The organism is Bradyrhizobium sp. 31Argb (assembly GCF_043638955.1).
Classification (GTDB): Bacteria; Pseudomonadota; Alphaproteobacteria; order Rhizobiales; family Xanthobacteraceae; genus Bradyrhizobium.
Genome location: NZ_JBEGDB010000071.1, coordinates 1 through 23,013, shown reverse-complemented (window position 1 = coordinate 23,013; position 23,013 = coordinate 1). Strand labels below are relative to the sequence as shown.

At 61.7% G+C, this 23,013-nt stretch carries 25 protein-coding genes; 8 read left to right on the top strand and 17 right to left on the bottom strand.

Going from position 1 to position 23,013, the window contains the following annotated elements:
* Positions 1-5: 5 nt before the first annotated feature.
* From AAFX91_RS16310 to AAFX91_RS16295, 4 genes are all read right to left on the bottom strand, one after another.
* Positions 6-1,898: an ATP-binding protein gene (locus AAFX91_RS16310; protein WP_394567131.1), complete on the bottom strand. Its 1,893-nt coding sequence runs from the start codon at positions 1,896-1,898 to the stop codon at positions 6-8.
* A 209-nt stretch (positions 1,899-2,107) separates the two neighbouring features.
* Positions 2,108-2,527: a hypothetical protein gene (locus tag AAFX91_RS16305; RefSeq protein WP_282529079.1), complete on the bottom strand. Its 420-nt coding sequence runs from the start codon at positions 2,525-2,527 to the stop codon at positions 2,108-2,110.
* A 49-nt stretch (positions 2,528-2,576) separates the two neighbouring features.
* Positions 2,577-3,809 (bottom strand): HlyD family secretion protein, encoded by a 1,233-nt coding sequence (locus AAFX91_RS16300; RefSeq protein ID WP_394567130.1) that lies wholly within the window; start codon positions 3,807-3,809, stop codon positions 2,577-2,579.
* Entirely contained in the window at positions 3,802-4,263 is a 462-nt protein-coding gene (locus AAFX91_RS16295; protein ID WP_394567129.1) for a hypothetical protein, read from the bottom strand. Before AAFX91_RS16295 ends, AAFX91_RS16300 begins: the two co-directional genes overlap by 8 nt.
* A 153-nt stretch (positions 4,264-4,416) precedes the next feature.
* Here AAFX91_RS16295 and AAFX91_RS16290 point away from each other — a divergent pair, with 153 nt between their 5' ends.
* Both AAFX91_RS16290 and ppk2 read left to right on the top strand, forming a co-directional pair.
* Positions 4,417-4,872 (top strand): hypothetical protein, encoded by a 456-nt coding sequence (locus AAFX91_RS16290; protein ID WP_130580120.1) that lies wholly within the window; start codon positions 4,417-4,419, stop codon positions 4,870-4,872.
* 45 nt (positions 4,873-4,917) lie between these two features.
* Positions 4,918-5,715 (top strand): polyphosphate kinase 2, encoded by a 798-nt coding sequence (ppk2, locus tag AAFX91_RS16285; RefSeq protein WP_282529081.1) that lies wholly within the window; start codon positions 4,918-4,920, stop codon positions 5,713-5,715.
* 415 nt (positions 5,716-6,130) lie between these two features.
* On the opposite strand, the gene AAFX91_RS16280 is transcribed toward ppk2, so the two are convergent.
* The 3 genes from AAFX91_RS16280 to AAFX91_RS16270 form a co-directional block, all read right to left on the bottom strand.
* On the bottom strand, positions 6,131-6,295 hold the full coding sequence (locus AAFX91_RS16280) for a hypothetical protein (RefSeq protein WP_282529082.1): 165 nt from the start codon (positions 6,293-6,295) through the stop codon (positions 6,131-6,133).
* A gap of 772 nt (positions 6,296-7,067) precedes the next feature.
* Positions 7,068-7,496, bottom strand: a complete 429-nt coding sequence (locus AAFX91_RS16275; protein WP_130580116.1) for a hypothetical protein — start codon at positions 7,494-7,496, stop codon at positions 7,068-7,070.
* A 185-nt stretch (positions 7,497-7,681) separates the two neighbouring features.
* Positions 7,682-9,376, bottom strand: coding sequence for a SulP family inorganic anion transporter (locus AAFX91_RS16270; RefSeq protein WP_394567128.1), 1,695 nt, complete (start codon positions 9,374-9,376; stop codon positions 7,682-7,684).
* 182 nt (positions 9,377-9,558) lie between these two features.
* On the opposite strand from AAFX91_RS16270, the gene AAFX91_RS16265 reads away from it, so the two are divergent.
* Both AAFX91_RS16265 and AAFX91_RS16260 read left to right on the top strand, forming a co-directional pair.
* Positions 9,559-10,413: an alpha/beta hydrolase family protein gene (locus AAFX91_RS16265; protein WP_394567127.1), complete on the top strand. Its 855-nt coding sequence runs from the start codon at positions 9,559-9,561 to the stop codon at positions 10,411-10,413.
* Positions 10,414-10,442: 29 nt separating this feature from the next.
* The gene (locus AAFX91_RS16260; protein WP_394567126.1) at positions 10,443-11,039 is read left to right on the top strand and encodes an invasion associated locus B family protein; all 597 of its coding nucleotides are present in this window, start codon (positions 10,443-10,445) and stop codon (positions 11,037-11,039) included.
* Between the two features lie 16 nt (positions 11,040-11,055).
* Here the strand turns inward: AAFX91_RS16260 and AAFX91_RS16255 are convergent, their stop codons facing one another.
* Positions 11,056-11,430 carry a response regulator transcription factor gene (locus AAFX91_RS16255; RefSeq protein WP_394567125.1) on the bottom strand — a complete coding sequence of 125 codons (375 nt, stop codon included), beginning with the start codon at positions 11,428-11,430 and terminating at the stop codon, positions 11,056-11,058.
* 193 nt (positions 11,431-11,623) lie between these two features.
* Entirely contained in the window at positions 11,624-12,256 is a 633-nt protein-coding gene (locus AAFX91_RS16250; RefSeq protein WP_394567124.1) for a response regulator transcription factor, read from the bottom strand.
* 227 nt (positions 12,257-12,483) lie between these two features.
* Here AAFX91_RS16250 and AAFX91_RS16245 point away from each other — a divergent pair, with 227 nt between their 5' ends.
* Positions 12,484-13,170, top strand: coding sequence for a helix-turn-helix domain-containing protein (locus AAFX91_RS16245; protein WP_165421218.1), 687 nt, complete (start codon positions 12,484-12,486; stop codon positions 13,168-13,170).
* On the opposite strand, the gene AAFX91_RS16240 is transcribed toward AAFX91_RS16245, so the two are convergent.
* On the bottom strand, positions 13,097-13,612 hold the full coding sequence (locus AAFX91_RS16240; RefSeq protein WP_130580112.1) for a potassium channel family protein: 516 nt from the start codon (positions 13,610-13,612) through the stop codon (positions 13,097-13,099). The two genes, AAFX91_RS16245 and AAFX91_RS16240, sit on opposite strands and share 74 nt — an antisense overlap.
* 25 nt (positions 13,613-13,637) lie before the next feature.
* Positions 13,638-13,991 (bottom strand): phasin family protein, encoded by a 354-nt coding sequence (locus tag AAFX91_RS16235; RefSeq protein WP_130580111.1) that lies wholly within the window; start codon positions 13,989-13,991, stop codon positions 13,638-13,640.
* A 338-nt stretch (positions 13,992-14,329) separates the two neighbouring features.
* On the opposite strand from AAFX91_RS16235, the gene AAFX91_RS16230 reads away from it, so the two are divergent.
* Both AAFX91_RS16230 and AAFX91_RS16225 read left to right on the top strand, forming a co-directional pair.
* A complete protein-coding gene (locus AAFX91_RS16230; protein WP_394567123.1) occupies positions 14,330-14,977 on the top strand; it encodes a CoA transferase subunit A in 648 nt (215 codons plus the stop codon).
* Between the two features lie 3 nt (positions 14,978-14,980).
* Complete coding sequence (locus tag AAFX91_RS16225; protein WP_394567122.1) at positions 14,981-15,631, top strand: 3-oxoacid CoA-transferase subunit B; 651 nt, start codon at positions 14,981-14,983, stop codon at positions 15,629-15,631.
* Between the two features lie 66 nt (positions 15,632-15,697).
* On the opposite strand, the gene fabI is transcribed toward AAFX91_RS16225, so the two are convergent.
* From fabI to AAFX91_RS16200, 5 genes are all read right to left on the bottom strand, one after another.
* Positions 15,698-16,489 carry an enoyl-ACP reductase FabI gene (gene fabI, locus AAFX91_RS16220; protein WP_394567121.1) on the bottom strand — a complete coding sequence of 264 codons (792 nt, stop codon included), beginning with the start codon at positions 16,487-16,489 and terminating at the stop codon, positions 15,698-15,700.
* Positions 16,486-17,700 (bottom strand): acetate/propionate family kinase, encoded by a 1,215-nt coding sequence (locus AAFX91_RS16215; RefSeq protein ID WP_394567120.1) that lies wholly within the window; start codon positions 17,698-17,700, stop codon positions 16,486-16,488. The genes fabI and AAFX91_RS16215 overlap by 4 nt, the downstream gene beginning before the upstream one ends.
* A 5-nt stretch (positions 17,701-17,705) precedes the next feature.
* Positions 17,706-18,677 (bottom strand): phosphate acetyltransferase, encoded by a 972-nt coding sequence (locus AAFX91_RS16210; protein WP_394567119.1) that lies wholly within the window; start codon positions 18,675-18,677, stop codon positions 17,706-17,708.
* Positions 18,678-18,706: 29 nt separating this feature from the next.
* The gene (locus AAFX91_RS16205) at positions 18,707-20,959 is read right to left on the bottom strand and encodes a DUF3141 domain-containing protein (RefSeq protein WP_394567118.1); all 2,253 of its coding nucleotides are present in this window, start codon (positions 20,957-20,959) and stop codon (positions 18,707-18,709) included.
* A 117-nt stretch (positions 20,960-21,076) separates the two neighbouring features.
* A complete protein-coding gene (locus AAFX91_RS16200; protein ID WP_394567117.1) occupies positions 21,077-22,162 on the bottom strand; it encodes an AI-2E family transporter in 1,086 nt (361 codons plus the stop codon).
* Positions 22,163-22,398: 236 nt separating this feature from the next.
* Here AAFX91_RS16200 and AAFX91_RS16195 point away from each other — a divergent pair, with 236 nt between their 5' ends.
* Positions 22,399-22,641, top strand: coding sequence for a GCG_CRPN prefix-to-repeats domain-containing protein (locus AAFX91_RS16195; RefSeq protein ID WP_130580103.1), 243 nt, complete (start codon positions 22,399-22,401; stop codon positions 22,639-22,641).
* 7 nt (positions 22,642-22,648) lie between these two features.
* Here the strand turns inward: AAFX91_RS16195 and AAFX91_RS16190 are convergent.
* The coding region (locus tag AAFX91_RS16190; RefSeq protein ID WP_394567116.1) for a transposase at positions 22,649-23,013 on the bottom strand (365 nt) is incomplete at its 5' end.

Below are 23,013 nucleotides of genomic sequence, written 5' to 3'. Positions count from 1 at the left end.
GGACCTTAGCCAACAAGTGGCAATCTGATCCGGAACAGCGCCCCACCTGAGCTCCGGTTTTCCACGGTGATCTGGCCATGATGCGCTTCGACGATCGTGCGCGCGATCGCAAGGCCCATGCCCATGCCTTGTGTCTTGGTCGTGAAGAATGGCTCGAAGACATCCTTCAAATGATCGTTGGCGATGCCTGGACCTGAATCGCCAACCAGGATTTCGGCCTGTTCATCAGATATGCCCGTCGCGACAATCACCTCCCGTTTCTCGGTTTGCACCTCGGATACGGCATCGATCGCGTTCATGACCAGATTGAGGACAACCTGCTGAAGCTGAACGGTATCGCCCTTGACGCGCAACGGCATCGAAGCCGGTACATACTTCAACGTCACGGCACGGCCTTCGGCCAAGGCCGACACTATGCCAACGGCCTCCCCAACAGTCTCGTTGAGGTTGATCTGGCTAACCTCAATTGGCACTCTTTTCAGCATGTTGCGAAGACGGCGGATCACTTCGCTCGCCCGCTGGTCATCACGCCTGATGTCAGCCAGGATTTCTTGTATTTCACCGAGATCGGGCGATGGCGATTTCAGCATCAGCTCCGCCGTCTCGGTGTTGGTGAGAATAGAGCCAAGCGGCTGGTTCAGCTCGTGTGCCAGAGAGGTCGCCAGTTCTCCCGCAGCCGAGTAGCGGTTCACCCGTGCGAGCTCCGCCAGACGTTGCCGCGCTTCGACCTCGGCGAGGCGCCGGCGATGGCGTTCATGGAGCAAGCCACTGATCAGGGCCGCCTGCACGAGGATCACTGCCGCGATCAGCGCGACCTGCCACTGATATCTTTGCCAGAACGTCGGCTCGCGAAACAGAATTTCGCTTCCCGCGGGCAGGTTGCTCTCGCTGATGCCCCAGCGCTGCAGCTCGCGCCAGTCGTATCTCGGAGGCGCAAATCCGATCGGCTCGATCTTGATGTTGGCAGGCTTCTCGCCACCGAGGATGCGGATCGCGGCATTGACGGTTTTCTCGCTCGATGCGCCGATCGAATGCATCGGGCCGCCGACGGTGTATTGGCCGAAGAAGGCTTCCTGGAAGGAAAAGATCGGAGCGTTCGCGACCGCATGAAGACTGCGCAATGCGATATCGCCTTCATGAGCGACACCTGCCGCGTCGACCGACATCAAGCCCCAGAACAGGACGGTGTGCGGCGGAAGCGTCGCCGCCCGCTGCAGGATTTCGTGAAATGACAGGTCCGCGTACCAGACGAATGCCACCCGGCCTTCGAAGGGCTTCGCTTCCCTCTTTGCTTCATCGAGCCAGAACTTCTCCAACGGCGAGGCGCCGATCACGACGGCAATCGTTTGCGTGTCCGGCAGGACATGAAGAATGCTGCCGAAAAAGGCTGAGAAATCGTTGGAGACCGAGATGACAGCGTCGTTATCCGTAAGTCCGGCACGATTCACCAGCCGTTGTTCGACCGCCGTCAGCACCATGGGCGTCTCAGGGAAGAGCTCTGCGCGAAATCTCTCGACGAATCTGGCGGCAGGCGCGCCAAAGCTGATCACAATGTCGGGCGCCGCGCCCTGGTAGAGCGAGCGCAGATAGTCGACGAACGGCGCTTCCGGAACCGGATTGTCGAACCGCGCGGTCAGCAGCGTCTGTTCCTGGAGATCCAGTGGCCACGGCGATTGGCGCTCGAGCTCCTCCCGGATGGTGCGGGCAAATTCGCTCCATGGTCGGAAGTCTCGCCCGAAGGAATGGAGCAGCAGCACGCGCTTGGGTTCGCCACGTGGGGCGGCGCCACTCGCCGGCTCGGGCAGGAAGATGAACCAGACCAGTAAACAGGCGCAGAGCCACACGGCCGCAACCGGCCTGCCAATGTTGGGCGCAGCAATGGGGGCACGTCCGCCCATTCTTTTCCCCGGCAGTCTCAGACGTCCAAACGTTTGCATCTCAAGCTCGGCAATTCTAGCGCGAATTGCACCGCGGCCAACGGCTTACTCCGCCGGGCGAGGAGTTCAGCAGCGCGTCGTGACCCGACCGTAGGCGTTCCCTGACTGCACGCAAGGGACTCGATGACTTGAATCAACCGCGCGCCGCGCGCATTGCGTCACGGCAAGCGCTATGATTTGCAGCGGTGATAGGTGACTTCCATTCCCTCGATGCCAGGAAACAGGCGCGTGATGGTGTCGTCATCAACCACTTTGAAGAAGAGTTGGATGTTTTCGAGCATGATCCCTGAGGCGCAGCCGACGACCATATTGACGTTCTCGTCGTTGTCCTTCCTGGATTTGATCGAGCAGGTCGCGTACTTGGCTCTCAGACGATTGGGCTCGGCGATGAATCCGCCGCCATGCACGCCGGGAAAATTGGTGAAGGTAACCAGCTTTGCCCTTCCCTTGCGCGTAAATACCTTGCTGCATTGGTCGGCGCTCGTTGCCCATGCGCCGGTGAGATCAAACGCGGCCGCATTTCCGGATAATCCCACGACGGAAACGGCCAATGTTGTCACAAGCACCGGAAACCCGCGAAGTCCCTTCATTTCATGCCCCCTTCCAGAAGGTCGCAAGCACTTCCGTGCTCGCCGCGTATCAATGGCCGCTGAACACCAGGGTCTTGATCGGCAACAGCAGCGCCTGGATCCGCAGCAGCAACGCGTGCACCAGTCCCACGCCATCGACCACATGCAGCGCGATGCGCCGGCCCGCGCTGGTGTCCGTGTTGGAGATTTCGTCATGGTTGCTGGTGTAGGCGTTGACGATGCAACTGCTGCCCGGCGTGACCCCTTCGAGACCGCCCTTGTAGAGCGGCTCCAGGAACACCAAGACGGTCCCCGGCCGGATGATGTTTTGCGCTTCGACCAGTTGCTCGCCACCTCTGAACTGGCCGGCGGCGATATAGTCCTGGACCGTCGTGACCACCATCGGAATGATGACCCAGGGCCTTGAGATACAGGTCGCTTCCGCCACCATGCCTTCCCTCATCACCTGGGCCTCGATCTGGCCGAATCCGGCCTGCAGGATCCGCCGGCCTGCACCCTCCGGGATAAGGATGCCGGCCGGCCGCATCAGCGGGTTGACGACGTCGCCAACGCGAAGCAGGAACTGCTCCACACGACCATCGACGCCGGCGCGAACGAAAGTCTTGTCCATATCCACTTGAGCTTGCGCCAACGCGGCTTCGGCGCTTGCCTTCTCCGCCGGCAGCAGTGTTGAAACCCGCAAGGTCGCGGACTGCTTGACGGCCACTGCGGCGTCGATCCCGGCTTGCCGTTGATCGACGAGGACCTGGAGTTTTTCGATGTCGCGCTGCGGCACGATGCCGGGATTGCGGCGCTGCAGTTCGCTCTTCACATCCAATTCGTCCTTGGCTTGCTGATGCGCGCTTCTTGCTTCCTGGGTCTGTGCCTCGGCCTTGACGACATCGGCTTCCGCGGCCACCAGCGCAGCGTCCACCTCGGCGACCTTGCGCTTGGCCGTTTCAAGGGCTGCTTCCTGCTTCGAATTGTCCAGCCTGAAGATCACGTCGCCTTTCTTCACCGGTGCGCTGAAGTCGAAATTGACTTCCGCGACGCGCCCGGAAGCCTCCGGGAGGATCGGGATCGTCCGGAAGAACAGCGTGGCGGTGTCGGTTGCGGGATGGAAATAGAAGATCATGGTGATCAGCGCTATCGTGAGCATGAGGCAACTGGTTATGCCCCACCTCAGCTCGAACCAGACCGAGAAGAAGGTGATCTCCTTGCCGAAGCGTTTGCCCTGGACGTAGCGGCGGAAGAGATAGTCTGGAAGGACCGTCACGAGGGAGCAGATCAGGAGCTCAAGCATTGCTGGACTCCCTTGCCTTCGCGGCATCCGGGCCTCTCGGCTCCGACGAGGCGGCCGGAAGCGCCGGATCCGGTTTGGTTTCAGGCTTTGCCGCGCCGCCTTCGTCCGCAGCGGCACTTGCTATCTTCTCCACCGAGCCGGCAATGCTGCGCAGCGGCGTGCTGAAATCGGGAAGATCGATCATGGCGAGCAACAGCGCCGCGACCCAGAAAAGGTGGATGTGCGTGAAAAGCGCCAGCAAGCCGAGGACCGCGACGATCTCGAACTGCAGCTTTTGCGATTTGTGCGCCATCCGCTCGGGCAGGCTGTGCAGGCGCCAATAGAGCGTGCCGACCCAGAGCACGACGGCTACCAGGAAGATGCCCATCACAACCATCAGCACGTCGACCTCGTTCGGCGGCGTGATGAAAAAAGGCAGATGATGGGGCGCAATTGGATGAAGCTGCTCGCTCAACTGCTTCTCCCGGGTCAGGAATTGGGCCTTTGACCGTTCAGTCTGGGTACCGTCGTCCAGGGGTCGCTTGATCTGGATCAAAGGTGCGCCCCTACCCGGCCCTAGCCTTTCGCGAACGACCAGAGGAAACCGGCCATTCAGGAGATGTCAGCCATGCCAGCGAACATTGATGACCTGATCCCCAACGCCAGCCAGATCCAGAAGGAGGCCGCCCTCCGGGAGGCGGAAAAGGCGGATGAGTATGTCCGCCGCGCGGCCGCCGCCGAGGCCGAGAAGAAAGCCCTGATCGATCGGCTCAGCCGGCCCTCCGGCAAGTCCGAGGAGGAAAAGATCCAGTTGGCATCGACCATCATCCAGCGCGCCGTGCGGAACGGATTGACCGAAGTCCTGGTGTATCGCTTCCCGAATACGCTGTGCACCGACAAGGGCCGCGCCATCAACCAGATGGAAGCGGGCTGGGAAGCCACGCTGACCGGGATTCCCAAGGAGATCTTCCAGCTTTGGACCGACTACCTGAAGCCGCGCGGCTACCGCATCCGCTATCAGGTCATCGATTTTCCCGGCGGTGTGCCCGGCGACATCGGCGTCACCATCGCCTGGGGCGATTAAGCGGCCGGCCGGTTCAAGACGATCTGAAACAGTGGAAGCCTGGACATGGCAGATGCGCCCGCCGCACGGATGAAGCGGAAGATCTATGAGAAGGAACTGGAGAAGCTCCAGGTCGAGCTATGCCATCTCCAGGAATGGGTGAAAGCGAACCAGGCGCGGGTCATCATCCTGTTCGAAGGCAGGGATGCGGCGGGCAAGGGAGGCACGATCAAGGCGATCACGGAAAAGGTCAGCCCCCGCGTGTTTCGCGTCGTCGCCCTCCCTGCGCCTTCGGATCGCGAAAAGACGCAGATGTTCATCCAGCGCTACATGCAGCATTTCCCTGCCGGGGGCGAAATCGTCATTTTCGACCGGAGCTGGTACAACCGGGCCGGGGTCGAATATGTGATGGGCTTCTGCAGCCCCGCCGAGCACAAGCGCTTCCTCGAGCTGTGCCCTACCGTGGAGCACTACGTCGTTGAGGCCGGCATCGTCCTAATCAAGCTGTGGCTCGAGGTCGGGATGGAGGAACAGGAGCGACGATTCAGGGCCAGGATCAACGATCCGCTGCGGCAATGGAAGCTGAGTCCGATGGATACGGAATCCTATCGACGCTGGTACGCCTACTCGCGGGCACGCGACCTGATGCTCAAGGCCACCAGTTCGAAACATGCGCCATGGCACATCATCCGCTCCGACGACAAACGGCGGGCACGGCTGAACTGCATCTCGCATATCTTGGACATGATCCCGTACAAGCGCGTTCGCCGGAACAAGGTCAGGCTGCCCAAGCGTTCCAGCAAAGGACGCTACAACGATCAGACCGGGCTGCGCGGGATGGCGTTTGTTGCTCAGCGGTACTGACCGGATGCGGCCAAGTTCCAAATTCCGAGCTTTTCTCAATCGTCCGCCATCCGGGACTCGCAACGCCAGCTTGATTTATGTCAAGGGAGCGACCACCGCGCACGAATAGCGTTAATAATGGCCGACCATTCCGGCCGAGCAGGGATAGGTTCGAGGATCATCTCGCCATCCGTCGCGATTTGCCAACGGCGGCATAAAGAATCATTCGGTCTTCGAATCTTGTCCGCAACAAGAGGAGAGCGCAATGACACGGCTGCCAGTGATTGCCGCAGCAGTTCTAGCGATTGCTGCATCTGCCCCCATTGTTTGCACGACAACAAGCCCCGCATCAGCCCAAGGATGGCAAGGCAGGGACGGCAATGTGGGCAGCGATTTGAGAGACCTTCTGAGAGACCGGATTCAAACGCGCGAAGATCTACGGGATCTCATTGTCGACCTTCTGCGAGATCGACAGGAGATGCGGGGCCGCCTGCGCGAGCGGATGGGCCAGTGGCGTGACCGCGAGGAGGATGAAGGCGACGGGAGCTGGCGTGGCGGTCTGCGGGAGCGGCTCGCCGAGAGGTTGGCTGAGCGACGCCATGGAGGTGAGGGAGGAGGGTGCTATTTCCTTACCCGCAGCCTGAGTGACGAGGACCGCGATTTTATCCTTATCATTCGTCGGCGTGTGTGCCGCGACTGAGCATCTCAGAGTGAGCCGGAGCGGAATCACGACGAGTTCCGCTCCGGCCTCTCGCTCACAATGAGGAGACTCATGATGAACAAGGCCTTTGCCCTCACCGCCACGCTTTTGCTTATCTCTCCGCCCGCCTTCAGTCAGAACGCGCCCAGCTCAGATCAGCGAGACTCATCATACTCCCGAAGCGATCGTGATCTGGACGATGTTCTGCGGGCAATCGGCGAATCTGGTCGCGGGGGAGCACGCCGAGGCGGCGCCGCGTTCTTCCTGCGGAATGGCGACGCGATGGTGGCTGTGCGCTGCGATCCACAAGACTCCATGAAGGCATGCGTTGACACCACTCTGACGCTCCTTGAGCGGGCGCGCTCCATGCAGCCTGGAGGAGGAGCGCAGAGTGGCGCTCCGGGAGCACCGAGTGGCGCTCCGGGAGCACAGCCCCAACCTCGCTGACAACTCTGAAAGCCGGGATGTCTGCTTGCCGCTTACGGCCCGGACGACGGATTTGCACGCTTTCGAGTTAGCCGAAACGATAGGCGGCTGCGTGCGTTCCCGAGAGCTGACGATTCTGATTTGGCAGGCGGACGCTCCCTGGGCGGGCTGACTCTCGCGCATCGCACAAGAGCGCCTCGTCCCCGAAAAGCAGACCACGGCACCGCAGCCATGGCCCGCTGCGCGATCATTTCAATCTTATGGTGACGCCACCGACGGCGGCTGAGACTTCGGCTCCGATCTTCGGTCCGCTGAGTTGCAAGATCACGCCATTGTTGTTTCGTAGCTGAACGCCACCGGCGCCGGCGGCAACGGCGCCACCAGCGCCGACCGCGCCGTAGCTGCCTTCGATGGACTCAGGCCCCCGCAAATTCAGCGCGCGCCCAACAAGCTTGGTGGTCGAGGCTCCGATCGTGAAGCCAACGCTCATGCCGGAGACGGTGAATGGATAGCGCTTGCCGCGGAGTATCAGCACGCCCTCGCCGCCGCCGACGCCGACGACAAAGCCGCCTTTGGTGAAGACGACGGCAACCTGGCCGGTCTCCGCCCGCGACGGCGTACTCAGTCCTGCCAAGCCCAGCATTGCCAGCACCGCGATCACCCCAACATGTCTCATGATTTACCTCCAAGAGCGATTTAGAGAACAGTTTGCCAAGACTACTTCCCGCATCAGACGCGCTCGACGGCGGGTTTCTCCCGATCGTCGTGTACGGCGACACTGAATGGTGCTGGGTCGCGCCGCCGCTCCTTTGATCCAAGTCAATGCTGCGTTAACCCGCAGCGAGCTCCTCAGGCGCTCGATCATCCGCCGGCCTTGCTCTCGCCAAGCACGCTGTCGAGCGTCCGCATCCAGTTGCGGCTATCGATCTTTTCCGCCAGCCCGTCCGCCTGCAACAGGTCGCGCAATTGAGCGTGAGCGCCGACGATGCAGAACGTCACCTCGCGATCTGCCAGTTCGTCATGCAGATCATGCAACATGCGCGCGCCGGCCAGATCGATGAAGGGCGATGCCGAGAGGTCGCAGACCACCACCTTGATGTCCGACGATTTTCGCAGTGCAGCCAGAACAGTGTCGAGGATCGTCTCGGCATTGACGTAGAGCAGCGACGCTTCGGGACGGAATGCGATGACGCCGGCGAGCGGCTCCACCCCATGATGCCTGGCGCTATCCGAATAACGGCCGGTTCCGGGGAGCCGTCCGAGAAAAGCCACATGCGGCTGCGACGCGCGGACGAGCAGCAGGAAGATGGATGCGAGTGCCGCAAGCAGCACTCCCTGCAGGATTCCAAGCAGCAGCACCGAAGCGAGCGCGATCGCCGCCGCATAGAAATCGATCCGGCTGATTTTCCACATACGCAGCAGCGCGGGGATGTCGACCAGCCTGTACACGGCGCTAAGCACGATCGCAGCCAACACCGCCTTGGGAAGATTTGTCAGCAGTCCCGTGAAGAACAGCAGACACAGCGCAAGCGTGACCGAGCAGAGCACCAGCGCCAAAGGCGTACGGGCCCCGGCCGCGTCGTTCACCGCAGATTGCGACAGGCCGCCGGCAACCGGATAGCCGTGGCCGAACGCCGCCGCGAGGTTGGCCGCACCCAGTCCCAGAAACTCCTGCCGGACATCGAGGCCGTAGCCATGCTTGGCCGCAAAGCTTCGCGCCGCAGAAATCCCCTCGACATAGGCAAGCAACAGACAGCCGGCCGCGATCGGAAACAGCTCTGCAGGCTTCGACAGCCCGAACGAAGGCATTGCAAGCGCCGGCAGCCCTTGCGGAATCGCCCCGGTAATCGGCACTCCCAGCGCCGGCAGGCCAAATATCGATGCAACCAGAATCGATAGTGCGACGACGGCGAGTCCAACCGGCTTGCCCGGCAGGAGGCGCTCGCCGATCAGCAACAACAGCAGCGAAGCAAGACCGATCGTCAAAACAAGCAAGTTGACATCGCCGAGCTGCCCGGCGAGCCGAACAGTCCGGTCAAAGAAATTGTGGCCACCGCCCGCAACACCGAACAGGCTGGGTAGCTGGGTCATCATGATCGTCAGCCCGGCGCCCGCCTTGAATCCGACCAGGATGCTATCGCTGATCAGGCGTACCAGAAGGCTGAGCTTGAACAGCCAGGCGATCAGGCAGAGCAACGCCACCGCACAGGCGACCAGGCTCGCGATGTCAGCGTATCGCGCCGGATCGCCTGCGGCCAAAGCTCCGACCGAGCCGGCGATCATGAGCGAGATCGCGGATGTCGGACCAATCGCAAGCTGGCGCGAGGAGCCGAGGAGTGCATAGCCGACGCCACCAAGCAGATAGCCGTAGATTCCGACATGCGGCGGCAGTCCGGCGAGCGCCGCATAGGCCAGCGAAACCGGTATCGCGTAGGCGGCGAGCGTAATTCCCGCGACGGCGTCCGAAGGCAGAAAGGAAAGCCGATAATTGGCAAACCACTCCATCGGCGGAAAGAGCCGCGTCCATCCCGGTTGCTGAGATGACGATGGCTTCATGTGAATTGGCCCGTCACGCGAGATTTGAGGCGCTATAGCGATCGCCGAATTGCTCCGATCAACGGCGGCCTGGAGCCAAGCGGGATTGATCTGGATCAAGCGTCGCTTCGGATTCGATCCGTCAACTCGCCTCGTTACAGCGGAGCTCTGATATGGGTCAGGCTTGCTCACGATTCCTGATAATGCTGTTCGTCTTCTTCAGCCAGATCGCGCCGGCGCGCCCTGACGACCAGCAGGCTCCCGCGCGCATTCAGGAAGAAGTCTGGGCGCTGCCGCTCGCCCTGCCGACCATCGCCTATGTGGTGCGTCCGGTCGGCGACGGCCCCTTCCCGCTCGCCATCATGAATCACGGGGTGTCACTTGACCCGGTGCAGCGCAGCTTCTTTCCGCTGGTCGAATTCCGCGACGCCGCCATGTGGTTCGCGCGACGCGGCTACCTCGTGGTGGCACCGGTTGGATCGGGTTACGGCGCCTCGGCGATCGACATATCCGAACGCGGGCTCTACGGACCGTTCTTCTCCAAGATCGGCAATTGCACCAATCCGAACTTCCGCGACGCCGGCATGGCGGTTGCGCAGCTCGACCTCTGGATCATCGACTACATGGCAGCCGAGAAGAAGATCGTGCCGAAGGATGTCATCGTGATCGGTCAATCGGCGGGCGGCTGGGCATCGATTGCGCTTTCGAGCGCAAACCCGGCGCAAGTCAAAGCCATCATCACCTTTGCAGCCGGACGCGGCGGCCGCGTCGATGGCAAGCCGAACAACAATTGTGCGCCGGACCGGCTGGTCGAGGCTACCCGTCAATTCGGCCGTACGTCGCGGGTGCCGATGCTCTGGATCTACATTGCAAACGACACGTTCTTCGGCCCGGCGCTGTCGAAACGAATGCACGAGGCGTTCACCGCCGCAGGCGGCAACGCCGAGTACCACCTGCTTCCGCCGTTCGGTGACGATGGACATTTCCTGGTCGGCTCGGCCGATTCCATTCCGATCTGGGCGCCGCTCGTCAGCGTGTTCCTGGACAGGCACAAATAGCGACAGCGACCGGCGTGAGGAGCATAGCCATGAAGATGCAGCCTCCTAGACCGTCTCCGATCCCGTTCGTCGCCCTGATATTATCAGCGATGATCGCAGGCGCTCCGGCGAATGGACAAAAGGTGCCGGCTGGCGCGCAACCCGGGGAAGCCGAAATCGCGCCTCGCGGCCAGCGCGAAGCGCGCGACATCAAGTTTGGCGACTGGGAGAAGGTCTGCTTCAAGCCCGGCGGCGCGAAGATGGTCTGCCGCACCACGATCAGCGGCACTTTCAATACCGGCCAGACCGCGGTTCGCGTCTATCTGACCGAGCGCGAGGACAATGGCGGCGCGCGGCTACAGCTTTTCCTGCCGGTTGGTCTCTATCTGCCGGCCGGCGCCACGCTCACCGTCGATCAGGGCACGACCTATCGACTTCCGTTCACGTGGTGTCTCACCAACACCTGCATTGCTGGTGACCTCGCCAACCCGCACCTGCTGCGCGACATGGACTCCGGCCAGAAACTCTTTCTGGAAGTGGTCGACACCAACTTGCTGTCGGTGAAGACGGCGCTGCCGCTCGATCAATTTGCGACCGCGCGCAAAGGCGCACCGGTACGCGTTTTCGAACAGGATATCGATGAGTGAGGATAAACACGCGCGGCTAGGCGATAGCCGCCGCCATTCTTTCGATCGGCTCGATCAGTGATTTCGCCGAGAACGGCTTGGTCAGGTAAGCGACGCATCCCGACTCCGTCGCCGCCGTGCGGTTCGCATGGCTGTCATTGCCAGTGATATAGATGACCGGCAAGCTGATGCCGTTGTCCAGGAGCCGACGACGCAGATCAATGCCGGATTGGCCATTCAGATTGATATCCAGGATGATGCAGAAGGCGCCGCCGAAATCGCCGTGGCCAAGCAGCGCGCCGGCGGACTCGAATAGCGTCGTATCAAACCCGTGCTGCCCCAGCAGACGCTTAAGGCTCCTGAGCATGGATCGGTCGTCATCTACGACAAGAACAGATCTTCGATTCGGCAAGGTGCTCAGCTTTTCGAGGATGTTTTCGGCCGTCTTCTGCAGTCGGCGGCCTGACCGCGAGCCGAGAAGCTCGATTGATTTCGCACCCCCAGATACGCGCTGTCATCAAGGTGTGATATTGTCCGTTCGGACAGGTGTCCTGAGGGAACCCAACACCCTTTGCGTATTTTTCCTGTGAAAGTGCGATCGGACGCTAACGGTCTGCATCGCTCCTTGAGCCGAGCACGCCGAGCCGCTCCGCGATCGATACCAATTCGGCGAGCGAGTGCACTTGCATCTTTTCCATCACCTGGTGGCGGTGCGCTTTCACCGTGCGCTCGGTTGTTCCCAATTGATGCGCGATCTGCTTGTTGATCTTGCCGCGCACGATCAACTCGAACACCTGTCGCTCGCGCGGCGTCAGCCTTGCAAGGAGGGAGCGATGGGAATCGAGCTTGCTGCGCTGGCTGCGCACTGCGCCATGACGAGCAATGGCGCGCTCGATTGCATCCATCAACTGTTCCGAAGACACTGGTTTGGTCAGGAAATCCTCCGCGCCGGCCTTGATTGCCCGCACGGCCGTCGCAGTGTCGGCGTACCCGGTGAGGAACACGATCGGCAGCGTCGAACCGAGTTCGCTGAGACGATTTTGCAGTTCGGGACCGCTCAGGCCGGGTATCCGCACATCGAGCAGGATGCATCCCAGCCGCTCATTGTCCGACAGACGATCCAGTAGCTGCTGAGCGGACGGATAGGTTGCGACGTCATAGCCGGCGAGCTTCAGCCGCCGCTCAATGGCTGTCCGAAACGAAGCATCGTCATCAACCACGTGAACGAGGCCAGGCAATTTTCCCTCCGAGGAGGCATGGAGCCGGATCGTGACCGGTAGTCTCGCCGGCGGTCCGACACCATTGCCTACTTGTCCCATAGTACAATGGTCCGTGGGACAATGATTAGGAATCCTGCCTTCGTCGCAGATCAACTTTAGCGAGACTGGACCCGATACCGCATTCTTGCAGCGCAATACTTCTAAAGACTGACAAAAATCGTGACGTTCAGGTTAGGAGTTGGGCCATGTTTTCCTATGTCAACATCGATCCGGCAGCATCCCTACCTAATATGCTCGGCGCGTTCGGCATGGCGAGCGCTTCGAACCCGATGGTGACCTTAAACGAATTTACGTACAAGAAAGGGACGGAGATCTACGGCGAGAAAGAACCTGCCGATTACGTCTATCAGGTCAAGTCTGGTGCAGTGCGAAGCTACAAGCTGCTTTCAGACGGCCGCCGTCAGATTGGCGCGTTTCACCTGGTCGGCGATATCTTCGGGCTGGAGAACGGCAGCGAGCATCGTTTCACGGCCGAGGCGATCGTCGACACCGCGGTGCGCCTGGTGAAGCGTCGCAGCCTCGAACTCGTGGCCGAGAGCGATGCGATGGTCGCCCGCAACCTGCTCAGCATGACCACGAACAACCTGCAGCACGCCGAGGATCACATGCTCCTGCTCGGCCGCAAGACGTCGCTCGAGCGCGTTGTTGCCTTCCTGCTCGAAATGGACAAGCGCCTGACCGCGGCCGGCGTCATGGCGCTGCCGATGTGCCGCCGTGACATCGCCGATTATCTCGGCCTGACGCTGGAGACGGTCTCTCGCGCCCTGTCGCGGCTGCACGAGCTCGGCATCCTCGGATTCATCGGCAACAACCAGCGCCAGATCGTGCTCCTGGACCGGCCCCAGTTGGCGGGCCTCGATTTGCAGAACTGAAAGGCCCTCCTGGCTCGGCGATCGATGCAAGGTGGTCGTACGACCTGCGCAGCACCTCGAACAACAGGGCCGTCGACCAGCCGAACATCAGGATGCCGTTCATTGCGGTTATCGGTCCCGTCAGCCGCCATGATGCCGCGGGCGTGATATCGCCGTAGCCGAGGGTGGTGTAGTTCACGAAGGCGAAATAAACGAGGTCGGCGCCGGCAGGTGCGGCACCGACGATCGCATAGGCCAGTGCCCAGACAAAGACGTCGAGGGTATGAGCCAGCATCAGCAGGATTGCCACGACGACCATGACGCCCATCAGATGAAGTCTCGGCCAAACAGGGTGTCGTTGCTCTGCAATACGGGCGATGGCGACCACAGCGACGGTCACCAGCGCGTGGATCATGATGTTGACTACGCTGATGACTGCGCCGACAAGGAACTGAAGTGCCATCCGTCGGCCCCGGCCGCTAAGCAAATCAGCTCTTGGGAGTAAACACGCCCGCTGCCGCCTTCATGGCCGATTCGCCCATGCTCCTCCCCTGTTCCATCAGCGCTCGCATCTGGTCCTGGAAGAACTCGGACTGAATCCTGACTATGTCCGGCACATCCTTAGCCTCAATTAGCCGGTCGCAGAGGTCAAAAGTCGTCGCGGTCTGCCGCCGCATATGATCACAGAACTGCTTGGCCTGCCCGGCAATCGGGAGCTGTGAGGAGTTCAAGCCCTTCTCAAGCATGTCAAAATAATCCGAATTGGCCTTGCGAACACGGCCGAGATTCTCTGTGAGCATCGTCCGGACCTTGTCCGCTGCCACTTCTTGGGGGTTCGACATCGCATCCTCCTCTCCTGATGAAATCCATTAAGGTGCCGTCCATTTCGCGAGGCCGCCGAACCAGCCGCCACAGAGCCGCCAATTCGAGGTTCACCGAACGCCCGGTGCCGGGCCCGATGACGGGTCGACTGTCCCTCAGCCTCCGCCGTTGTCCTGAGGTCGGCAAGCAAAATCCCGCCGTCCCGCTCACCCAAGAGCGCAAGATGCGGGTGGCGGATCTTCGGTACCCGTCGCTCCAGCGAATACTCTTGATACAGATCAAAGCGACGCGGTGAGCGGGAGCCAGCATCGCACCGGTACTGCCCTAGATCAATCGCGTGCCGACCGGAGTGCCCATCATGAAGGCCATTTCCGTCGAAGAAGCCGTTGCGATGATCCCGGCCGGCGCAAGTGTCATGGTCGGCGGCTTCATGGGCGTTGGTACGCCGGAACGCCTGCTCGACGAAGTCGTGCGCCAGCACAAGACGGGCCTCGTCTTGATCTCCAATGACGCGGCGACGCCTGGAAAGGGCGTCGGCAAGCTGTTCGACGCCGGCCTGGTCTCACGCCTGACGGCAAGTCACATCGGCCTCAATCCCAAAGCACAGCAGCAAATGCTGGCCAACCAGATTGCCGTCGACCTGATTCCGCAGGGGACATTGGTGGAGCGCATCCGCGCCGGAGGCTGCGGCCTCGGCGGCGTGCTCACGCCGACCGGCGTCGGAACGACGGTTGCCGAAGGAAAGCGTCAGATCGAGATCGATGGAAAAGCGTTCCTGCTCGAGACCGCACTGCGGGCCCAATTCGCCCTGGTCCACGCCTTCCTCGCCGATTACCTCGGCAACCTCTCTTATGCGCTGACCGCGCGCAACTTCAACCCTGTCATGGCGATGGCGGCCGATACCGTGATCGTGACCGCCGAGCACATCGTTCCGGTCGGCGTCATCGCGCCCGACCACGTGGTCACACCGGCGCCGCTTGTCGACTATCTCATAGCGAACGAGTGAACCATGGATGCACAAGAGATCATCGGCCGCCGCGTGGCACGCGAGCTTCGCACCGGCCACCTGGTGAACCTTGGGATCGGCATTCCGACACTGGTGGCCAACTACGTGCCATCAGACATCAAGGTGTTCTTCCAGTCCGAGAACGGTCTGATCGGCACCGGCCCGATCCCGGAGCAAGGGATGGCCCATCCCCATCTGACCGATGCAGGCGGACGGCCGATCAGCGCGCTTCCGGGGGCCTGCACCTTCGACAGCGCGATGTCGTTCGGATTGATCCGCGGCGGCCATCTCGACGTGACCGTACTGGGCGGCCTGCAGGTCGACGCGGAGGGACACCTCGCCAACTGGATGATCCCAGGCAAGATGGTGCCAGGCATGGGTGGCGCGATGGACCTGGTCAGCGGCGCCAAACGTGTCATCGTGGCGATGCAGCATGCCGCGAAGGGAAAATCGAAGATCGTCAGAAAATGCACCTTGCCCCTGACGTCGTCGCGAATAATCGATCTCGTCGTCACCGACATCGCCGTGATCGGCTTTCCGGACGGCAAGGCGACGTTGATGGAGACCGCTCCCGGCGTCACGGTCGCCGAGGTCATGGCAGTGACGGAAGCCGAACTCGTCATTCCCGACACGGTTCCGGAAATGACGATCTGACGAGGTAACGAACGCGCGGGTATTCAGCGCTGAACAGCTTCCAACCGCTGCGGCGCCCGGGTCCACTCAATCGATGATGTGATAGCCGCCATCGATATACATGACGCCACCGGTGATCAACTTCGCACCGTCGAGCGCCAGGAAGGCCGTTGCATTGCCGACGTCATCAATACTGACGAGGCTGCGCGCGGGCGCCTTCGATTGCGCCTTGTCCATCAGCTCGTCGAATTCGGGAATTCCCGACGCGGCGCGGGTGGCCAGCGGCCCGGGCGAAATCGCGTGCACCCGGATTCCCTTCGGCCCCAGTTCGGCCGCGGCATAGCGTACGGCCGCCTCAAGCGCCGCCTTCGCGACCCCCATGACATTGTAGTTCGGCACCACCATCTGGCTTCCGTAATAGGTCAGCGTGAACAGCGTTCCGCCCTCCTTCATCAAGGGCTCGGCCAGATGCGCCATGCGCAGGAACGACCAGCACGAAATCTCCATCGTCTTCAAAAAGCCATCCCGTCCAACATCCACGACGCGGCCATGCAGCGCTTCCTTTGGCGAGAACGCGATCGAGTGCAGCACGAAATCAAGCCGGCCCCAGTCCTTCTCGATGCGCTCGAACACCTGCTCCATTTGGCCTTCGGTGTTGACGTCCAGCGGCATGAAGATCGGGGCTTCCAGCGCCTGCGCCAGCGGCTCGACATGCTTTTTGGCCCGGTCGTTCAGGTAGGTGACGGCCAGATCGGCGCCGAGCGCGCGAAACGCCTTGGCGCAGCCCCATGCGATCGATTGATCGTTGGCGATGCCCACGATCAGGCCCTTCCTCCCCTTGAGAGCAACCTTGGTCTCCGGAAACACGGGAATATTCATGATACCCTCTCGCGGTTCGGGCTGGATGATGGACTGTTCAACAGCACCGACAAAGTGTGCTGCGCGATCATCAGTTCCTCATCCGTCGGCACGACGTATACCGGGATGCGGCTGTCGGACCGCGATATGAGCCGCGCGTGGCTGGCATTCGCGACCGGATCGAACGCAATGCCGAGCCAGGCCAACTGCTCGACGATGCGTGAGCGAATTCCAGCCGAGTTCTCGCCGATGCCGGCCGTAAAGACGAACGCGTCCAAACCCTGCAGCGCCGCCGCCAGCATGCCGGCGTTGAGGCAGATCCGATAGACGAAATACTCGATAGCCAATATCGCGTGCGGATCGTTGCTTGCCTCCAATTGCCGCATATCGTTGCTGACGCCGGAGAGACCCTTCAATCCGCAACTCCGATAGAGAAAATCCTGGACGTTCGAGGCCGACATTCCCTTTTCGGATATGAGGTAAAGCACGACCCCGGGATCGATCTGCCCCGGACGCGTCCCCATCGGCAAGCCATCAAGCGCGGTGAACCCCATTGTGCTCTCAACGCTGCGTCCACCCTTCAGGGCACACATCGACGCACCGCTGCCGAGATGGGCGACAATCACCCGCCCTTTCGCAACATCCGGCGCGATCTGCGGCAAGGTTCTCGCGATATATTCATACGACAGGCCGTGGAATCCGTAGCGCCGCACGCCCTCGGCATGGAGCTGATAAGGGATCGCGTAATAGTCGGCCACCGTGCCGTGGGTGCGGTGAAAGGCGGTGTCGAAACACGCTACCTGCGGAAGGCTAGGAAAATTGGCGAGCAGCGAACGGATCGGCGCCAGATTGTGGGGCTGATGCAGCGGCGCCAGCGCGACATACCGCTCCAGGCGCGACACCACGCCATAGTCGATCAGCACCGGCCGCTCATAGTCCGGACCGCCATGGACAACGCGATGCCCGACGGCCATCGGGTTGATGCGAAGCTCGTCCCGCAGCCACGCTCCGGCAACAGCCATTGCGGCCGGGATGTCCGAAACGCTTTCGATCTGGTAAGCGCGCTCCGCCAGCGGATCGCCGTTTGCATCGACAGCGCGCAGGCGCGGACGGCTGCCGATGCCATCCATCTGGCCCTTGATCTGCCGCCGCAGCCTCCCTTCTCCCTCAATCGCAAAGATCTGGAATTTGACGCTGGAGGAGCCCGCATTGACAACGAGGATCGTATCCATGGCGATCACGCAGCCGCAATTGGAGCAAGCCGGCGCCGCGCGTCGGCATGGAGCGCCGCGACCGCGCAGGAGGCCATGCGCGCCCGCGGCGAATCGGCGCGGGAGGTCAGAACAATCGGCACCCGGGCCCCGAGCACGATGCCGGCGCTGTCGGCGTTCGCGAAATAAGCCAGATTCTTTGCCAGCATGTTGCCGGCCTCGAGGTCGGGGACAACCAGGATCTGCGCGCGCCCCGCGACCTCGGACTTTATCCCCTTGATCCTGGCCGCCTCCACGTCGATCGCGTTATCGAAGGCAAGCGGCCCGTCGAGCAGGCCGCCGGTGATCTGCCCGCGATCCGCCATCTTGCACAGTGCCGCCGCCTCGATGGTGGACGGGATCTTGGGCGTGACCGTTTCGACCGCGGACAAGATCGCCACCCGCGGCAACGTGCCGAAACCAGCCTGCGTGAAGAGATCGATGGCGTTCTGGATAATGTCCCGCTTGTCATCGAGATCAGGGAAAATACTGATGGCCGCATCCGTCACAAACAGCGTATCGGCATAGGCGGGGACATCCATCACGAACACATGGCTGATGCGCCGATCGGTCCGCAAGCCGGTCGCTTTCGCCGTGACGCTGCGCATCAGCTCGTCGGTGTGCAGGCTGCCCTTCATCAGCATTTCGCCCTTGGCGGCGTGGATCAGCTCGACGCCTTTGGCGGCCGCGGCGTCGCTGTGGGGAACATCAATGATCTCGACGCCGGCGATGTCGAGGCCGTGCTTGCTTGCGGTGTTCCTGATCTTGGCTTCGGGGCCGACCAGCAGCGGACGGATGATGCCGGCTTCTGCGCTGTCCAACGCACCGCGCAGCGAGGTCTCGTCGCAGGGATGCACGACAATGGTCGGCACCGGCGGCACGGCCTTGGCGGCCGCGATCAACCGATCATATTTGGTATGGGATCGCACTTCGCCTGAATCTGCGGGCATAACGCTCATGGTGGCGCTCCGGATTCTTCCAAACGGCGTTACGACGCCTTCGCTTTGGGATCGGTCTTGGGATCGGTTTTGGGATCGAAAGGGGCAACGTTCGAGGCTCTGTCCGACGTCTCTGTCGCATCTACGCCGAACAGCTCAGCCACATGGTGCAGGCGTTTGGCAGTCTCACCTGAAATCGCGGCACTCGCGGACAGCACGTCGCGGATGACGGCGAAGGCCGCGCGGCGCTCCTGGGCATCATCGGGCAGCAACTTCGGGATCGCTGCCAGCGCCTCCTTCTGGTCCAGGAGCAGTATGAAGAATTGCTCGCGCACCATCATCTTGAAATCCGCCAGCGCCAGACGCGCCCCGCTGTCATTGCGCCGAACCTGACGCAGTGCTTCCAGGCTCCGTTCATCGACCATTCCCCGCGCCGACCCGACATAGAGCAAGCCGCGAATGGTTGCCTCCCGAAGACCGCCCTCGTCGATCTTGGATTTCAGCTCTGATATCCGCGCCCGCAACCTCTCGCGATATTCGGCCGACATCTCCTGCCGCCGCGACGGCGTGGACTGTGGATCGATTCCAACCGCCGCCTGAAGCGCGGGCAAACCGTAGACGGTAAGGAAGACTGCCTCGCTGAGGGCTTCCTGCGAATCGCGCCAAGTGTCGAGCGCGTGGACGATTTGCTTGGAGACTTGCTCCTGGAAGGCAAGGAACGGATTGTCTGATGATACCGGCTTGCGATGCTCACTCGCCGCATCTGCCGCCGCTTTCACGGCGGCCATGAAAGGATTGTGGCTACTGAAGACCTCATATTGCAGGCGCAGCGGGTGCAGCTTGCGCATCCACTCGGCCATCTGCGGCGTCACCATGCCCTTGATCCAGGGCTGGACGAATTTCCGGTAGGCCGCGAGATTGATCTCGGACACGCGCTTGGCGGTGGCGAAGCGCCGCTCGTCCTCCGGCGAATTGCCGCCCATAGCGCGGATATCGTCAAGCGTGCGCGCCTCGCAGCGCATCACCCACTGGCCGACGGCAAGATCGGGATTGACGGTATCGGCGCCCTTTGCCTCGAAGGTCGCTTCATAGAGGCCCGGCGGCAGCACGTCGATCAGATCGATATTGCTGGAAAATTCCGCATGTTCCTTCTTGGCGATGCCGCCGGACACGAAGATTCCGAGATGGCCGACGCTCTCATGAACCGTGTAGACGATGGTCTGGCCGTAGGCCCTGATCTCGTCGACGTCGGCGTAGAGATCGAGGATCCAGTCCAGCGCCTGCTGTGGCGGAGTAATGTTGTCTCCCTTGGAGCAGAACACCACGACCGGCGATTTGATGTTGCGCAGATCGACCGTCTTGCCGTCCGACATCTTGATGCGACCGGCGGCGAGATTGTTGCCGATGAAGAGTTCATCGACGATGAACTGGATTTCCTCCGCATTCAGGTTGACGTGCCCGCCCCACCAGCGCTCGAATTCGAGGTAGCGGTCCGCCTCGGTGTCGACCTTCGAATACACATTGTATTGCTTGGTCCACAGCGTGTTCGAAGGGTTCTGGCTCTCGAAATTCTGCACCAGCCAGGCGCCATCGAACTTGCCGGCACCGAGGTCGCTGGTGAGCGCCGTCAGCCAGCCCCCCCCGAGCAGACCGCCCGAATAGCGCATCGGATATTTGCCGTGCACGCCGGCCCAATAGGCAAGCGGCGCGCCGGCGATGATGACGGGCCCGAACAGCTCCGGACGCAGCGACGCAAGGATCATCACGGCCCAGCCGGCCTGACAGTTGCCGATGACGCAGGGCTTACCATCGGCATCAGGATGGCGCCTGATGACTTCCTCGATGAACAATGCTTCCGCGCGCGCGATGCGCTCGATGGTCTGGTGCGGCATCGGCTCCGGCAGGAAGCCGATGAAGTAGCAGGGATGACCGGCCTTCATGGCGACGCCGATCTCGCTGTCCGCCTTGAACCCGCCAATTCCCGGCCCGTGTCCCGCGCGCGGATCGACCACGATGAACGGCCGCCGCTCGAGATCGAGCTCGGTACCCTCGGGCGGAATGATGCGCACCAGCGCATAGTTCACCGGTTCGGAGAGCTTGCGCCCGTCCATGACCAGTTCGGCGCTGTAGTGCAGAACATGCGGTGCCGTCTGGGCAATGTGCTGCTGATACTGGTCGCCGCGCCGGCGCAGGATGTCCAGGAACAGCACGCTGCGCTGCCCGGCATCAATCATGTATTCCACGGCCGAGGCAATGAGGCCCGATATGGGATCGCGCGAAAGCGGTGCCTTGTCCATCGACATGTCCGGACCTCCCTGTCGCTTGTCGATTGAATGCGCCGCGCCACCTCGGACTTTGATTTAGGTCAACGTCGTGAAGCGGAACAGAATGGTCCGTTTTGAGCGGCTTCGGCTCGAGAGCTATTGTTCCGCTGATTGCGCAAGGCGGCTGCGATCCTGATTGATCCAGGCCACCGTCAACTCCCAGGCGACTGACAGGATGACCGGGCCGATAAAGAGGCCAAGAATTCCGTGCGCAAGCGTGCCTCCGATCACCCCGATAAGGATGACGAGGGCGGGTGTAGTAAGGCCGCGCCCCATCACCAGCGGCTTCAAGATGTTGTCGAGCAAGCCAACAATCACCAGAAACACGGTCAGTGGCAGCGCCGTCGTGAAGTCTTTCGCTGTCCAGAGCCAGATGATCACGGGAAGCAGGACGACCGTCGCACCGATCTGCACGATGCTCAGCAGCAGGATCGCGAAAGCCAATAGGCCCGCATTTGGAATTCCCGCCAGCTTGAGACCAATGCCGGCCAGCAGGGACTGGATGATCGCGACGCCGATAACGCCTTGAGATACCGCGCGTATCGTTGCCCCCGCCAATTCCAGGAAGTGCTCGCTCTGCTCGGGAACGACGCGGGACAGGAACCTCCTGCTCGCCGCCACAAGCTGCGGTCCATAGGGAAAGAGAAAGCCGGCCAAAGCAACCGACAGGAGGAATTTGAGCGTTCCCACGCCGGCATTGCCTGCAAGGCCGAGAATCGTCGCAGCCAGCGGCTTCAGATAAGGAGCGATTTCGCCCAGAACGGCGCGGAGATTGGTCGATGCCTGATCCCAGAGATCGTAGAGCTGCGGGCCGATCAGTGGCCAATCCTTGATGCGCCCGGGCGGCGAGGGAACCGCCAGGCTTCCCGCGCTGAGTTGTGCAGCAATTTCCCGGAGGCCATCCACCGCGCCCAGACCGAGCCAGGTCGCCGGCCCGATGACTATCGCGAGGTTGACGATAGTGAGAAGCGCCGCCGCCAGCTTCGGGCGTCCGCCGAGCAAGTTGGCGAGACCGTTAAAGACCGGATAGAACGCAACGGCGAGCACCACGCTCCAGGCCACGATCGGCACGAAGGGTCGTACAAGGACAAAAGTCCAGTAGATCAGAAAAGCCAGCAATCCAAGCCGGATTGCAAGCTGGATGATGTCCTCCCCGGACAAAAGCTGGCGAAGTGTTCTCAAGGGCGCACCCTCGTTCGAGGCTGCGCGAAAGCGTACCCGCCTCGTTCCGCGACGCGGCTTGATTTAGATCAAGCACACCGGCCCCACTGCCCCCACGCCCGCGAAATCCGTGCCCTCGCCCGCTCGGTTTCGTGCTCGGGAGGGGCTTCGCTTTTCCGCCCCATTGATCCAAGATCAATGCCGCGCGCTCCGCGCAGCACTTGCCTGCAAAACAAGAGAGGCGAGAGGAAATAGAGATGAAAGTAACATTCGCAGTTCTGTTCGCAGCCATATTCGCGAGCATCGGCATGGCCAACGCCGCGGACGGCTGCGGCCCCGGTTGCCATGTGGCACGCAACGGCGGGTGCGTCGTCGACGGCTGGGATAGAGGCGCGCGTGTGCGAAATGAGTGTCCGGTCGGGGCTCACCCCCGTCCTCCGTGCTACCGGTGGTTCGTCTGGAGCCGTCGCGACGGAGCCTGCATCATCAGCCCCAACTAGTGGTCTATCACAGTGATTTTGACTCTTTGGGGGTGGCTGGATAGGCGCGGCCGAGTTTGGCGCGAGCTTTGTCGGTTGTGAACATCCATTTGATTCGGGCTCGGGTTTTATTTCGCCGCCGTTGCCATGCCGCGATCTCGTTTCGGAGCCTTTTGGAGTCGTCGATGCGGCGGCCGAGACACTGGCGCTGAAGCACGCTGATCTCGCACTCAACCATGTTGAGCCAACTGGCGTGCTTCGGGGTGTAGTGGAATTCGAGGCGGCACAGGATGCGGCGGGCCTCGGCAGGCGCGAAGGCCTCATACAGCGCCCCAGGCTTATGGATCGACAAATTGTCCTGCACGACACGGATGCAGGCGGCGTCGGGATAAT